Raw genomic sequence first — 15,323 nt, 5'->3', positions numbered from 1 at the left:
TTAGTATCCGGATCTATATTACATATCCGGATTGATTGCATAAAACATCATGCTTAACAAAAAAAAGCATGACAGATATGACTTAGACTACTTTAAGAAATAAATGTGGGAGGATGAAAAAAAGAAACAGGATCAAGATGAGAATACATATTTTTATATACTGTTTCGTTTTTTATAAATGGTAGTATCTGAGATGATTTAAAAGTGAATTCCGTTAAAATTTCACAAAACAAGACTTCAACTTCAGTGTGGGAAGATTTTTTATCAGACTGCGGTTTTCCTTCTTCAGCAGCTTTGGCAAGCTCTTTCATAAGGTGGCATTTACCATTACAGTGCATTTGTGGTTTTGCTTTGTTAACACAAAGTTCATTGGCAATGTAATCATAGTTAATAATATAGTCTAAAACCGGCATTATCGGTTTCATTAACATCATTACTACTACTATAAATACTGCTTTTTTCACAGGGCAAATGTATGTACCGACTGTCAATTAAAAAAATTAACACTACTAAAAATTAAACCTTTTATTACACACGCTGTCTAACTGATATAACTTTTAAAAAATAATAATATGAAAATGTGGATTTTAGCAATGGCGATGATGGTAGGAGTAGGAGTAAATGCACAGCAAAGAAAACAGCACCGTGAGCCGCTTAAGCCTGAACAAAGAGCTGAATTGCAATCTAAAAAAATGACTTTAGCTCTGGACCTTAATGAAAAACAGCAAAAAGACGTGCAAAAGCTGCTTGCTGACCAAGGAAAAAAACGTGAAACATTAAGGAATGAGTATAGGGCAAAAAAACAGGAAGGCAAAAAATTAAGTACCGATGAACGATTTGCCTTAAAAAGCCAAATGCTTGATGACAGGATCGCAATGCGAACTGAAATGAAGAAGATACTGACTCCTGAACAGTTTAATAAACTTGAGTCAAAAAGAAGCAAAATGCACCATGCATTAAGAAAAAAATATAAAAAACACGAAAATCATAACAGAAGGTAATTTTTTTGTGTAAAGTTTTGTGTTAATCATGAAATTAATTAGATTTGAGCTGATTAAACATAAACACTAAAACTTTTAAATTTTAAATCATGAAAAAAATAATTGCCCTTTTTGTAGTTATGCTTGCTTTTGGGCTTAACGCGAATGCGCAGAAAAGAGCTGCTGCTGTTACAGCGGCTCCTGCTCAAAAATCAGAACTGGTAGCTAAAAAAGCGGCCTACAGTGAAGCTGCGATTAAAGATGTAAATACTCTTGCCGGATATGTAAAATTAACAGCTGAGCAAAAAGTAAATCTTAAATCAGTATTTGAAAACAAACATAGTATGCTTGCTCAGAACTTAAGCGCTGAACGCAAAGCTGTTATTGCTCAAAATGTAGAGGCAAGACTAAAATCTACCCTTGAACCAGAGCAATTATCTAAAATTGAAGGCAATGCAGAATTAATGAAAACTCTTACTCATTAAGATATTTGTTAGCTATGCTATAAAACAAAAGCTTCCACAAAGTGGAAGCTTTTTATATTTTATGAAGTTTTATAAATTACAAAGTAACTGCAACTTTCCCTACAGCATCAATAGTAGCATCAAGATCATCATAGCTGAGAGCATCGGTAATAAACCATGTTTCATAAGCCGAAGGAGCTATATATACACCTTCTTTCAACAAGCCATGAAAGAACTTTTTAAAAGTTTCATTGTCTCCTCTTGCTGCCGATTTAAAGTCTGTTACAGGTGACGCATCAAAATGCACAGAAATCATAGAACCTGTTCTGTTTATTGTATATATTATACCTGCTTTATCAAGTTCTTTACGTATGCCGGTTTCCAGATATGCCGTTTTATCTTCAAGCCTTGTAAATATGGCTGTATCATTATTAAGTGCTTTAAGCATTTCCAGTCCTGCTGCCATTGCTAATGGATTACCCGACAATGTTCCTGCCTGATATACCGGGCCCAGCGGAGCAAGATAATTCATGATCTCGTTGCGTGCCGCAAAAGCGCCCACCGGTAATCCGCCACCTATAACTTTACCAAAGGCAACAATATCAGCCTTAATATTAAAAAGTTCCTGTGCGCCGCCTTTTGCTAAGCGGAAACCCGTCATTACCTCATCAAATATAAGCAGTGCGCCGTTATCATCGCAAAGCTTTCTTAAACCTTCCAAAAAGCCCTGAGCAGGAGGAATACAACCCATATTACCCGCAACAGGCTCTATAATTATTGCTGCTATTTCATTGACATTGGCTGCAAATAAATCGGTAACGTTTTGCAGGTCATTGTACGTTGCCAAAAGTGTATCTTTAGCAGTACCCTGAGTTACCCCCGGACTGTTAGGAGTACCAAATGTTACTGCACCACTGCCCGCCTGAATAAGAAAAGAGTCCGAATGACCGTGATAACAGCCCGCAAATTTTATGATTTTATCTCTTTTTGTATAACCTCTTGCCAAACGGATAGCACTCATACAGGCTTCTGTACCCGAATTCACAAACCGTATTTTATCAATATTAGGCACCATGGCTACTGCAAGTTTTGCAATTTCAGTTTCAAGTGCTGTAGGCATCCCGAAAGATGTACCTTTTTTAGCTCTTTCAATAACTGCATTTACCACAGGCTCATAAGCATGCCCTAAAATCATTGGCCCCCATGAATTGATGTAATCAATCAGTTTGTTGCCGTCTTCATCGTATAAATAAGCACCTTTTGCTTCTTTAACAAAAATAGGTGTCCCTCCTACTGCCCTGAAGGCTCTTACGGGAGAGTTTACGCCGCCGGGAATTACCTGTTCTGCCTCAGCAAACAGCTGGCTGCTTCGTTGATATAACATATTATTTTACTTTTAAAACCTGTCCTATAGAAATTGTATTGCCCGATATGCCGTTAAGCTTCATTAATTCATCTACGGTAAGATTGTGCTTTTTGGAAATGGAATATAAAGTATCTCCTTTTTCTACAGTATAAGTACCATATGAAGGCACTGATACCGGTGCCGATGCTATAGGTGCCGAACTTTGAATTTTAGGTTCTGAAGCTTTATATTTTTTATTAAGCACTTCAGCGTCGTATTTGGCAAGATCATAATTAACAATAAGCCCTATAAGCTTATCCGGATATTTAGGATCTGTTGCATACCCTGCTGCTTTGAGCCCGCGAGCCCATCCTTCATAATCATCTTTATCCAGCTTAAATAAACCGGCATATCTTCCTCTTGAAGTAAGGAAAAGCGAATGATCATTATAAGAATCTGCGGGATCTTTATATTTCCTGAAACATTCCTGTTCCGCATCATCATCATGATATACTTTATCACCACTCCAGTCGTTATGGCATTTAATACCAAAATGATTATTAGCATTTATACACAATGTACCCCTGCCCGCTCCGGATTCTAATATACCCTGCGCTAATGTAATACTTGCAGGTATACCATGACGCCTCATATTTTCTTTTGCCGTTTCCTTAAATTGATCAATATAGCCTTTTACTACTTCTGCATATACAACGGTTTTTGAAGTAGATTCAAGGGTTTCCGTATTTCTTTTTGTAGAAGAAGCAGTACTGGTCTTAGAATCAACAGTAGTTTTTATATTCGGCCTGCTATTTCTTGTGGTTCTTGTTTTTGCCGTACCGTTTTTGGAAGTTTTGATTCGGGATTTGTGCGATCCGCAACTTAAAACAAATAAACTTAATACAACTAAAGCCAGAATTTTCTTTAACATTTTATCAGGTTTTTATTATGGGTAGTTTCTTTCTCAACAATTCCTTATTCATTCCTGCTATTCCCTGTAATCCTCCCGTATGAACAAGCAATACATTAGAGTTTTCAGGAAAATAACCTTTACCTATTAAATCTATAACGCCAAAAAACAGTTTTCCTGTATAAACAGGATCCAGAGGAATACCTGTTTTTTCAAAAAAATCATTTATAAAAACGATAAGATCCTCAGTTACTTTTCCGTAGCCTCCAAAATGATAATCGGTAATTAACTCTAAATTCCCATTTGGGGCAAACTTACGAATATCATCTAACAATCCCTCACCTTTAAGGGCAGGGAATCCTATTACTTTTTGGTGTGGCATTGCTGCATTTGCAAGCCCGGCTATTGTTCCGCCGGTACCAACAGCACAGGCTATATGTGTAAATTCTTTATCACCATCAGACAAAATTTCTTGACAGCCTTTTACGGCTAACGGATTGGTTCCCCCTTCAGGCACAAGATAAAAATCATTAAATTCAGCTTGTAAAGCTTTAATAAAATGACTATCAGACTTTAACCTGTAAGCTTCCCTCGTTACAAATTTAAACATCATTCCACAGTCACGGGCAAAAGTTAAAGTTGGGTTATCCCCAATTTTATTAACCAATTCTTCACCCCTTATAATGCCTATAGTAGAAAATCCATACTCTTTACCCGCGGCTGCCGTAGCCGCAATATGATTAGAAAAAGCACCACCAAAAGTAAGCAGGGCGCTTTTGCCTTCTTTTTTTGCTTCAAGAATATTGTATTTAAGTTTCCTGAACTTATTACCTGATATATGGGGGTGAAGCAAATCTTCCCTTTTTACGGTAAGTTTTATATTGCCAGGCAGGGGAATGTTTATAGACTGATTCATTAAATAATGCTGATACTGCAAAGTAAACATAAAAAGTAAAGGGAGCAAAACCTAAGCTGTTAAAGCCTGAAAATTGAACATCTTAACCTGGTTCAAGAAATACCATAAAAAGAACATTGCGTACGAAAATTACGTACCTTTGCATTATATTTATGTAAATACGACAATGGATTGTGAAAATAACAACTGCAGTCCGCTCATTGCACGCATTTCTTTCCATAAAGTACTTGAAAAACTTGAAGAAATTGCAGAATCTGATGTAGACTACCGTTCTGAATATGCTAAGGCGTTACTTAAACATACCGAACCTTACCCCGAACTACGCGATGGAATTACAGATCTTTCGCTGCTTGAAAAGCATGGAGCTTTAATAAAAAACCTGCTTGCTGACCTCTTCCCGACAGCACTACAAAAAAATGAAATAAAAGCCGCGGCTATACCTTTCTTTAATTTTACTTTTAACCGTACCGAACGCTTTGATGCAATTCTTGAAAATGCAGGTGAAGATTTTGGTATGGCGATAAGAAATTTTGAAGAGCATGAATTTTATGTATTCTGCTGCTGCCTTATTTTAAATGCATATTATGGCCAGCACTTTGATTTTAGCAGGCCTTTATTTTATGACATTCCTGACAAAGATGGCGTAATGAAACATTACCGCATTTTATATAATGCTGATTTTCTTGAAATATTACCCACAGATAAAGCTGTTAAAATAACATCTGAAGACATTACCCTTTTGATGAATAATTTTGATGACCTTGAATTATGGAGAGAAAAATTTCCACCGAACAGCTGGGAAGTTAAAGGATTTGGTATAATCTCTTTATTTGATGCAACAAGTGAGATTGCAATATCAAACCTTAAAAGCAATCTGCTTTTAATTAACAAGAAGGAGCCAAAAAAAGAAAACATTAAGCACCAGTTTGAAGACGTTTTCCGTTCGATATATCACATACCTGATATACAAATTGGTTATACAGAAATAAATACGGAAGACAACCGATTTAAAATTGCACCTTTTAAAGCCATAAAAAGTCATATACTGGTAAATTGTGACGAAAAGATATGCGATGATGTTTTCTGTCATGAGACATTAGAAAAAATGCTCAGGGAAAAGAAAAACTTTATCATATCTGATGTAGAAGCGTACCTTGCCAACAATGAACTGGATGATGCTTTTGCAAAGCATTTATTGAACCAAAACATAAAAAGCTGTATACTTGCCCCAATCATTAAAAATGACAGGCTGCTGGGCTTTTTTGAAGTTGTATCTTCCAGGCCACGTGTGCTAAATAGTATTAATGCCCTTAAACTGGATTATATATTACCATTTTTAACAGATACTATTGACCGTAACTATTCTGAACTTCAAAATGAAGTTGATGCCATTATTCAGAATGAATATACTGCAATTCACCATAGTGTTTACTGGAAGTTTAGAGAAGAGGCACTAAAACATATTTCTGCCCCTGACAACGAAGAACTGGCTTATAAAGAAATTGTTTTTAAAGAAGTTTACCCATTATACGGTCAGATAGATATTAAAGGATCATCTACAGCGAGAAATGAGTCTATAGAGAAAGATCTTATGCGCCAGATAGAAAAGTTATTATCTGTATTCAGGTTTATTTATAAAAAAGAAAAACTTCCGCTTATACAACAGCATATTTATGAGCTTGAAAATATGGAAGGTGAGCTTAAAAATGCTTTGAAGGCCGACACAGAATCTATAGTTCAGAGTTATATTTCTAATGAAATACATCCTGTATTGCAGCACTTTGATTTTGCAAATGATGAAATTCATGAAAAGATAACAGCCTATTTTGAAACGCTGGATTCTAAAGTGAAAATGGTTTATGAGAGCCGTAAAGATTTTGACGAAACGCTCTCGATGATCAACAAACAAATGGCTGCTGTATTAGACAGTAAGCAGACTGAAGCCCAAGCTTTTTTTCCACACTATTATGAGCGTTTTAAAACAGACGGCGTAGAGCATAATTTATATATTGGTGCATCAATTTCCCCTAAGCTAAGCTACAGTCCGCTATACCTTAGCAACCTGAGATTATGGCAAATGCAGGCTATGTGTGAAATGGAAAACGAATATTACAAAATTCGCCCTTCTTTACCTTATGACCTTGATGTTACATCACTGATCCTGGTATTTAGTTCTCCTATTTCAATCCGTTTTAGAATGGATGAAAAACGATTTGATGTTGACGGCACTTACAATGCAAGATATGAGGTTGTTAAAAAGAGAATTGACAAAGCTTTTATCAAAGGTACAACCCAGCGCATTACAGAAAAGGGTAAACTGACAATAGTATATTCCCAAAGGCAGGAAGAAGCAGAATACAGAAGATATATTCAATACCTACAGCATAATAATATGCTTGATACTGTTATTGAAAACTTTGATGTAGAAGACCTGCAGGGCGTTACCGGACTTAAAGCATTACGCGTAGGAATACTTTATAATGACAGTGAAAAACCAAATGATACACTTAGCTATGATGACCTTTTAAAAGAATTTTCCGGAAAATAAAAATTCAAGAAAAAACAAGGGCGGCTAAATTTAGCCGCCCTTTGTTTTTTTATAATTACATCATTTTAAAAGCATAAACAAATGCTATTACAGATGTTATAAGGCCAAACATAAAAATAGAATAGGTAATACGAAGTAATTTATATTTTCTGTTAAGCACAAGTCCCAAATAATATAAATCCTTTATCATAGATCCATATAAATAATCTCTGTCCTTCATCATTTCATTTACAGCCCATTCATACTCCTGCAATGGCATTTTATAAAAATTACCAAAGAAAAGAAGATTAACCTTTCTGTCTTCAATATCCTTACGGGTAAAAGTGCCGCTTGTAACTTTAGGCCTTGTAGAAAGAATAGCAAATATTATAGATGTTACACTAAAAAATATCAGCACAAAAGTGGGCATAACAAGATGTGCATTGCTTGGACTGTCAAGTTTTGGAATAAGTGTACTAAGCGATACCGATATAATAATCGCATTTACAGAAAGCAATATATTAGCCTTGCTGTCGGCAATATCGCTTAAACGTGTATGATTACTGAGTGTAACCCTAAACATAGTATCTATTCCTCTGTCGGGCCTGCTTTCTTTTTCTTTTTTTGTTTTTTCTTTCTTTTGTTTTTTATCTGCATTTATGCTTTTTTTACTGTCTGCAGCATAAAGCCCTGATATTATATTCTGAAGCCTGGCAATGTTAGCTTCTTTTAGTAATTGCAGCTTCTGCTTACCATATTCGGTATAAAAACGGTGTTCATGTACTAATACATTTCTATTTATAAGAGCCCACTCAAGATCTGTAAATACTTTCCCTTGTGTTATCCTCCATTCTTCCCTTAACAATTGTGATAAATCACAGTAATTATCATCTGAAAAATGAGAACAGTCCGCATCTCTCATTATCATCTCATCCCTTGTAACAGGCTCGGTACTTAATTTAGTTACTTTAATCAGATCGGCAACCTTTTTTGCTTTGTCTAAAGGATAGCTATTAGCCGTAAGAAAATCAACAGCCATAGTGCCGCTGCGTTCCTCATGATTATTCGGACCATCTATATAGGCTGCGTCATGAAACCATGCAGCCAGGACAAGGTTTTCCGTATCTTCCTCATTTACACCTTCGGCTTCCGCTATTTGGCGCACGTTGTTAACTACACGTAAAGTATGGTTAAAATTGTGGTAAATATAATCCGGAGATAGTTTATCTTTGAATAAACCAAAAACAAAGTTTTCAGCTTTTTGAACAATATTCATAGGCAGGAATTTAACACCACCAAATTATGAAATTCTTTTGGCGTAACATAATTGTAAAAGCAAATATAAAACTAACTATTTGTCTTTTTATTGCCCTGTTATTAAATTCATGTGCCACCCACCATGCCCAGTATGGAAATAAGGCCGAAAAGCCGGCAATTACTGCTGTTACTGACAGCATTGAACCTGTACAGAGGCTCTTTTTAATTGGTGATGCCGGCTATGCAAATCAGCCCAATTCGCAAGGGTTACTGTCAATAGTAAAGGCTAAACTAAAATCTGAAGGTAAAAATTCTTCACTAATTTACCTTGGGGATAATATTTATCCTCTTGGCATGCCTCCAAAAAAAGCGGGAAAAGAACGCGATCAGGCTGAAGCTTCATTAACGAGCCAGATGGCTCTGGCAAAAGATTTTAAAGGTAAGATACACTTTATACCAGGCAACCACGACTGGTACTATGGATTAAAAGGCCTTGAAGACGAAGAAGATTTTATAAAAAAAGAAATTAAAGATAAAAACACATTTCTTCCGGGCAAAGGATGTGGCATTGACGATGTAAAAATAGGCGACAATACACTGCTTATTGCTATAGACAGCCAATGGTTTATAGAAGACTGGGACAAATATCCTACTATCAATGATGACTGTTCTATTAAAACGCGTGATCAGCTTTTTGAAGAACTTGAAAGCCTGTTAAACAAATATCCTGACAGGACTATTATTCTTGCTATTCATCACCCATTAATAAGCAATGGTACTCACGGCGGACAGTTTTCAGCACGAAAACAATTATTCCCTTTAAAATACGACATTCCTTTACCTGTTTTAGGCTCGTTTATAAACGAAATTCGTAAAACATCAGGTGTCAGTACACAAGATGGACAAAGCCGTATTTATACATCACTGGCAAACCGTATAAAAACATTAATACAGAATAAAGACAATGTAATTGTTGTATCCGGCCACGATCATAACCTGCAATACATACAAAAAGATAATATTTACCAGATAATAAGCGGATCAGGATCTAAAGAAGAGGCAGCAAGAGCTGTTAATCCTCATGATTTTTCTTATGGAGGCAATGGTTATGCAGTACTGGATATTTATAAAGACGGAAGTGCAAAAGTGAGCTATTATGCTGTAAAAGATAATACCGAATCTAAACTTTTTGAAACCCGCCTGTTAGAAAAGCATGACAAAGTATATACTACCTACCCAGATAGCTTTCCTACTGAAATTAAAGCATCAATTTACACATCTGAAATGACGCAGAAAAGTGGCTTTTATAAATTTTTAATGGGGTCGCACTATAGAAAATATTATAGCATGCCCATAAACGTAAAATTAGCAACGCTGGACACGCTTCACGGTGGTTTCACTCCGGGAAGAGCCGGTGGCGGGCATCAGTCAAAATCATTAAGACTAATAGACAAAAACGGTAAAGAATATGTAATGCGCGGCCTTAAAAAGAGCGCAACCCGTTTCCTTCAGGCGGTAGCATTTAAAACAAAAAATGTTGGCGACTCTTTTGAAGATACGTATGTAGAAGATTTCCTTCTCGATTTTTATACCACCAGTCACCCTTACACCCCGTTTATCGTAGGAGATCTTTCAGAAGCTGTAGGTATTTATCACACAAATCCTGAGCTTTACTATATACCTAAACAAACTATCCTTGAAGATTACAACAGCGACTACGGCGATGAACTGTATATGGTAGAAGAGCGCCCTACTGATGAGCATAAAGATTTAAAAAGTTTTGGAACACCCGATGCTATAGAAAGTACTGACGATGTACTGGAAAACCTGAGAAAAGATAAAAAATATGTTATAGACGAAAGGGCTTATATAAAAGCTCGCCTTTTTGATATGCTGATAGGCGATTGGGACAGGCATTCCGACCAATGGAGATGGGCAAGGTTCAATGAAAAAGATAAGGTAATATACAAACCTATACCACGCGACAGGGATCAGGCATTTGCAAAATATGACGGAGCGTTATTATCAATACTGATGAATATACCTCCTTTACGCCATATGCAGACTTTTAAAGATGAAATAAGGAATGTGAAATGGTTTAACCGCGAACCTTATGCCCAGGATCTTGCTTTTATTACATCTTCGGGAAAAGAAGTATGGGAGGAAGAGGCTAAAAAATTACAGGAAGAAATTACTGATGAAGCTATAGATAATGCTTTTGCAAAATTACCTAAAGAAGTTCAGGACGAAACAACAGAAAGTATAAAAAATTCTCTTAAAAAAAGAAGGACACATCTTCAGGAATATGCTTTTGAATACAGGAAAGTATTACTTAAAACAGCAATTATTACCGGAACCGATAAAAAGGAAAAATTTGTTATTACACGTATGCCAAATGGTGATACACAAGTAAAAATGTATAGTATTGATAAAGGTGATAAAGAAACCCTGCTTTTAGATAAAACTTATACTAAAAAAGACACAAAAGAAATATGGATATACGGTCTTGATGATGATGATATTTTTGAAGTAAAAGGCAAGCCTGAACGCGCAATAACTTTAAGGTTATTAGGCGGGCAGAATCATGACGAATACGTTGTTGAAAATGGGAAAAGAGTGAAGATATATGATTTTAAAAGCAAAAACAATACTTATACTACCGACAATAAAACACAAAAGCTGCTAACGGATGACTATGAAACCAACAGCTATAATTATGAAAAGCCACAATATAATGTATGGGCAGGATATCCGTTAGTGGGCTATAATCCTGATGATGGCGTAAAACTTGGCGCACTTGCTAATTATACTATCAATAACTTTAACCGAAGACCGTATTCCCAGAAACACAGCATAAAAGCAAATTATTATTTTGCTACAGATGGTTTTGAACTCGGTTACAGCGGTAAATTTATGAATATTGCCAGTAAATGGAATTTTGGCTTTGACGTATGGTATACCAGTCCGAATTTTAGCATAAACTACTTTGGATACGGAAATGAAACTCCAAATTTTGATGATGATCTTAGTATGGATTATAACCGCGTTAAGCTGCAGGTATTCAGAATAGCCCCTTCTTTCTTTAAAAATGGCAGAAATGGCAGTAAATTAGAACTTCAGCTGCCGTTTGAAACCATTGAGGTAGATGAAACCGCCAATCGTTTTATAAATGAGCCCGGCATCATAAATCCATATCTTTTTGAGCACAGGCAGTTTGCCGGATTGATTGGAAAATATAGTTTTACAAGTTATGATAATCTTTCATTACCGGCATTGGGCATGGGCTTTACACTTACAGGAATGTGGAAAACCAGCCTTGATAAACTGGAGCAAAATTTTCCTTACCTGGAAAGCTCCCTTAATTTTGTAAATAAAATTACCCGTAATGATGCCTTAGTATTTTCAACCACATTTAAAGGAAAGGTACTGTTTAATAACAATTATGAATTCTATCAGGCCGCAACACTGGGAGGAGATATGGATTTAAGAGGTTACAGGCAGCAGCGTTTTACCGGAAAACAATCGTTTTATCAAAGCTCTGATTTAAGATTTACTTTAGGCAGCTGGAAAAGCAGCTTTCTACCAATGAAATATGGAATACTGGGTGGATTTGATTATGGCCGTGTATGGGTAGAAAATGATAACTCAAGAAAATGGCACACTAGCTACGGAGGCGCTATATGGATTAATGCTGTAGATGCTTTAACCGCAAAAATTTCTTATTTTCAGGGAGCTGACGGAGGCCGTTTATCATTTGGTCTATCATTTGGACTTTAGATTGGATAATTTTACTCTATAAAGCCTGCCTCCTGTTTTTTTATCTTTTTCATCGGCTATAAAAAGTGTATTATTATCTGTAAAGCATAGCCCCTCTTTTTGAGAAGCGTGGCCAAGCTCATAGATCTTCATTTTACCATTTACAAAATCACCGGCTCCAAAATTGGTAATTATAACCAGTTTATCTCCTGTAAGCAATATTGCTTTTTTCCCATCAGGGCTAATATCTGCAGCCGTTACTGCACATCGTTTAAAAGTATTACATGTGGTAAGCGTTCCCAGATATTGTGCCTTATGATATCCGTTTTTATTAGGCACTTTGTAAACATAAAAACTACCATCAAACCTGGCACTCCTGTTTTTAGTAAAAAGATAAAAATATCCATTAAATTCAAAAAAGGCTTCACAATCAAACATAAATTTTGATTTTTTGGGAGGAAACGCAGTTTGTTCAGGATAGTAAAATGCAATTTTAGCGCTTGTTGCCGCAGTCTTTTTATTCAGCTGATCTTTATCTATTTTATAAATAGCCAGGTCTTTCCTTGTATTATCATTATTACCAAAATCACCTATATAAAGATTACCTTCCTTATCCGATGCAAGTTCTTCCCAATCTGTATTAACCAAATTGACAATTGTTACCTCATGTTCTGATTTTCCATTTTCACCAATCCTGTAAATTTTATTTTTGTTCCCACTGTCTTCAAGTGCCCATATACTTTTAGATTGCGGCAGGTACTCTAAAGCCGATATTTCCTTAAGGTCTGTTTTAGCAATTTCTTCAATTTGCTGCTGCTCTTTCCCTGAGCATGAAATTAAAAGAAAGAGGAATATTGGAATTATATGTTGCATTTTATTCTATATATAATGTTTATGTAAAAGTATAAACCATTTATTTATAAGGCATCGGTTTTAAGTTACTTTTTACAACACAATAAAGCATAAAAAAACCATCGCCATAAGAACGATGGTTTCTCCTACTATTAAAAAATCAAAAAATTTAAAACAATGGTGACTCACTCCATTTAGAGTAAGCAGTACATATTTTACTGCCATTAGATGATATCCCTTCGAATACGAATCTCCATTTGTAGCAAAGTGGCATACTACCCGGCGATACCCAGACAGAAGGAGGAGATGAAACAACATTTTGCACCGGTTCTGTTGGCCCAAAAGTTAAAACAGTACCGGAATTGCTGCTAAAATTATCACAGTCAGACAGTCCCTGTACCTCAACTCTTACCCAAAAACGTGCTGTAAAAGAAACACTTCCTGAAATTATTGGAACAAAAACTACCGTAGGATTGCCAAATCCATTAGAAACATCTACATACACACGTCCGGTAAGACTCGTAAAACATGAGGGATAGGAAGTTCCGAAAGCGGAGGCTTCCTGCGCTGTATTCGATTTTTCTATAAAATCTTTTTGATATCTGTTTAAATCATTATCATTATCTGTAGAACAAGCGCAAAGGCCAAATACCATAAGCGAGAGTAACAAAATCTTCTTCATAATCAAATACTGTTAATTCACCCAACAAACATACACAGCATAATTTAAATGATAAAAAAACTGCTTTTAAAACCGTTAAAACGCTGTGTTTTTACGACTATCTGCACCTGCTTTACATGCTGTTAATCAAGCGTTAATTGTAATTACATTATGATATTTTATCACTATGTAGAGGTAACTTTATGAAAAGAACAGCTATGCTTCAAAATATCGCAAAATACAATCACGAAGAAACTCAGGAGTTAAGAGGCCTATTTGAAAAACAGCTTATGGAGTTGTACTGGAGTGAAACAGCAATAGCTAAAATGCTTAAAGAACTTACACTTAACTCTACATCAAAAGATTTAAAAAGCACTTTAAAAAAACAAGCTAAAGAAAGCTTAAGTCATCTTGTACGGCTTGTAAAAATCTTCAGGGCGATAGGCATTGATCCTACAGGAATTGTTTATGAAGCAATAGAATGCTTTATCAAAGAAGCACAGGAAACCTGTACACATATTAAAAAAGGAGTAGTTAGAGATGCAGGCATTATAGGACTTGTACAAAAAGTAAATCATCAGGAAATTGCCAGCTACGGAACTATGAGAGCTTATGCATTAGCCTTACGTGAAGAAGATGTTGTTACACTTTTAGAAAAAACCTTAATTGAAGAAAAACAGGCAGATTTAGCACTATCTGATATAGCCGAATCTCATATAAATATTGAAGCAGCAGATAAAGAAATTTAATATAAGCCGTTATGCAGAAACCAGACTCTTTTCCCGAACAAACACAGGAGCAGCCCGGTAAAGAATATAAAATGATGCCGGAACCTGAATTTATAAATAAAAACTACAAAGGCAGTGGTAAGCTGAAAGGAAAAAACAGTATTATAACCGGTGGTGACAGTGGTATTGGCAGAAGCGCAGCAATACATTTTGCCCGTGAAGGTGCCAATGTAGCCATAGTATATTATAATGAGCATGAAGATGCTAAAAAAACAAAAGAACTGATTGAAAATGAAGGCAGCAAATGCCTGTTAATACATGGCGACCTTAAAGATGAAGCATTTTGCAAAAAGGCCATCAGTGAAACCCTGCAAACCTTTGGCGGACTAAATATAATTGTAAACAATGCTGCTGTGCAGCATCCACAGAAGCATTTTGAAGATATAACCGCCACGCAGTTAAAAGAAACATTTGAAACAAATATCCTGTCGTTTTTTTATATAACGCGGGAAGCTTTAAAACATATTAAAAAAGGCGACTGTATAATTAATACAGCTTCAGTTACCGCCTATAGAGGCAGTTGGCATTTGATAGATTACAGCAGTACTAAAGGCGCTATAGTTTCTTTTACCCGTTCATTGTCCGCTCAGCTTGCCGAAAAAGGCATAAGGGTTAATGCGATAGCCCCCGGCCCTATATGGACACCTCTTATACCAGCAACATTTGAAGCTGAAGACGTAGCAAAATTTGGACAGGATACTCCTATGAAACGTGCAGGGCAACCCGCCGAAGTCGGGCCGGCATATGTATTTCTAGCAAGCGAAGATGCATCTTACATTACCGGACAGGTAATTCATATTAACGGCGGCGAAATAGTTGGAGGATAAAATTTATTAATCATTAAATTTAATATAATCATGGAAAAAA

The 15,323-nt window shown here is 36.0% G+C and carries 13 protein-coding genes; 6 read left to right on the top strand and 7 right to left on the bottom strand.

All coding sequences use genetic code 11. The annotated features are described in order from the left end of the window. Nucleotides 1-92 precede the first annotated feature (92 nt). Entirely contained in the window at nucleotides 93-464 is a 372-nt protein-coding gene (locus tag NHE85_RS09475; RefSeq protein WP_252811787.1) for a hypothetical protein, read from the bottom strand. A gap of 108 nt (nucleotides 465-572) precedes the next feature. Between NHE85_RS09475 and NHE85_RS09470 the strand changes: the two genes are divergently transcribed. Then, nucleotides 573-1,001, top strand: a complete 429-nt coding sequence (locus tag NHE85_RS09470; protein ID WP_252811786.1) for a hypothetical protein — start codon at nucleotides 573-575, stop codon at nucleotides 999-1,001. Between the two features lie 89 nt (nucleotides 1,002-1,090). Beyond that, nucleotides 1,091-1,465 (top strand): hypothetical protein, encoded by a 375-nt coding sequence (locus NHE85_RS09465; RefSeq protein WP_252811785.1) that lies wholly within the window; start codon nucleotides 1,091-1,093, stop codon nucleotides 1,463-1,465. A 76-nt stretch (nucleotides 1,466-1,541) separates the two neighbouring features. Here NHE85_RS09465 and hemL read toward each other — a convergent pair whose 3' ends face one another. The 3 genes from hemL to NHE85_RS09450 are packed head-to-tail and all read right to left on the bottom strand — an operon-like array spanning nucleotide 1,542 to nucleotide 4,615. Next, entirely contained in the window at nucleotides 1,542-2,828 is a 1,287-nt protein-coding gene (gene hemL, locus NHE85_RS09460; RefSeq protein ID WP_252811784.1) for a glutamate-1-semialdehyde 2,1-aminomutase, read from the bottom strand. A gap of 1 nt (nucleotide 2,829) precedes the next feature. Further along, nucleotides 2,830-3,720, bottom strand: a complete 891-nt coding sequence (locus tag NHE85_RS09455; RefSeq protein WP_252811783.1) for a glucosaminidase domain-containing protein — start codon at nucleotides 3,718-3,720, stop codon at nucleotides 2,830-2,832. Nucleotides 3,721-3,724: 4 nt separating this feature from the next. After that, nucleotides 3,725-4,615: a 1-aminocyclopropane-1-carboxylate deaminase/D-cysteine desulfhydrase gene (locus tag NHE85_RS09450; protein ID WP_252811782.1), complete on the bottom strand. Its 891-nt coding sequence runs from the start codon at nucleotides 4,613-4,615 to the stop codon at nucleotides 3,725-3,727. A gap of 166 nt (nucleotides 4,616-4,781) precedes the next feature. Between NHE85_RS09450 and NHE85_RS09445 the strand changes: the two genes are divergently transcribed. Further along, the gene (locus NHE85_RS09445; RefSeq protein WP_252811781.1) at nucleotides 4,782-7,163 is read left to right on the top strand and encodes a GAF domain-containing protein; all 2,382 of its coding nucleotides are present in this window, start codon (nucleotides 4,782-4,784) and stop codon (nucleotides 7,161-7,163) included. A 55-nt stretch (nucleotides 7,164-7,218) separates the two neighbouring features. On the opposite strand, the gene NHE85_RS09440 is transcribed toward NHE85_RS09445, so the two are convergent. Next, nucleotides 7,219-8,418 (bottom strand): Pycsar system effector family protein, encoded by a 1,200-nt coding sequence (locus NHE85_RS09440; RefSeq protein WP_252811780.1) that lies wholly within the window; start codon nucleotides 8,416-8,418, stop codon nucleotides 7,219-7,221. Between the two features lie 26 nt (nucleotides 8,419-8,444). Here NHE85_RS09440 and NHE85_RS09435 point away from each other — a divergent pair, with 26 nt between their 5' ends. Next, entirely contained in the window at nucleotides 8,445-12,176 is a 3,732-nt protein-coding gene (locus tag NHE85_RS09435) for a metallophosphoesterase (RefSeq protein ID WP_252811779.1), read from the top strand. On the opposite strand, the gene NHE85_RS09430 is transcribed toward NHE85_RS09435, so the two are convergent. Then, on the bottom strand, nucleotides 12,162-13,028 hold the full coding sequence (locus tag NHE85_RS09430; protein WP_252811778.1) for a hypothetical protein: 867 nt from the start codon (nucleotides 13,026-13,028) through the stop codon (nucleotides 12,162-12,164). The genes NHE85_RS09435 and NHE85_RS09430 overlap by 15 nt on opposite strands. Before the next feature lie 148 nt (nucleotides 13,029-13,176). After that, nucleotides 13,177-13,689: a hypothetical protein gene (locus tag NHE85_RS09425; RefSeq protein WP_252811777.1), complete on the bottom strand. Its 513-nt coding sequence runs from the start codon at nucleotides 13,687-13,689 to the stop codon at nucleotides 13,177-13,179. A 182-nt stretch (nucleotides 13,690-13,871) separates the two neighbouring features. On the opposite strand from NHE85_RS09425, the gene NHE85_RS09420 reads away from it, so the two are divergent. Beyond that, nucleotides 13,872-14,417, top strand: a complete 546-nt coding sequence (locus NHE85_RS09420; RefSeq protein ID WP_252811776.1) for a ferritin-like domain-containing protein — start codon at nucleotides 13,872-13,874, stop codon at nucleotides 14,415-14,417. An 11-nt stretch (nucleotides 14,418-14,428) separates the two neighbouring features. Then, nucleotides 14,429-15,283 (top strand): SDR family oxidoreductase, encoded by an 855-nt coding sequence (locus NHE85_RS09415; protein ID WP_252811775.1) that lies wholly within the window; start codon nucleotides 14,429-14,431, stop codon nucleotides 15,281-15,283. Nucleotides 15,284-15,323: the final 40 nt, after the last annotated feature.

Origin of the sequence: Flavobacterium sp. NRK1 (assembly GCF_024054175.1) — a bacterium.
Classification (GTDB): domain Bacteria; phylum Bacteroidota; class Bacteroidia; order Flavobacteriales; family Flavobacteriaceae; genus Flavobacterium.
This window is presented reverse-complemented; position numbering and strand designations above follow the sequence as displayed.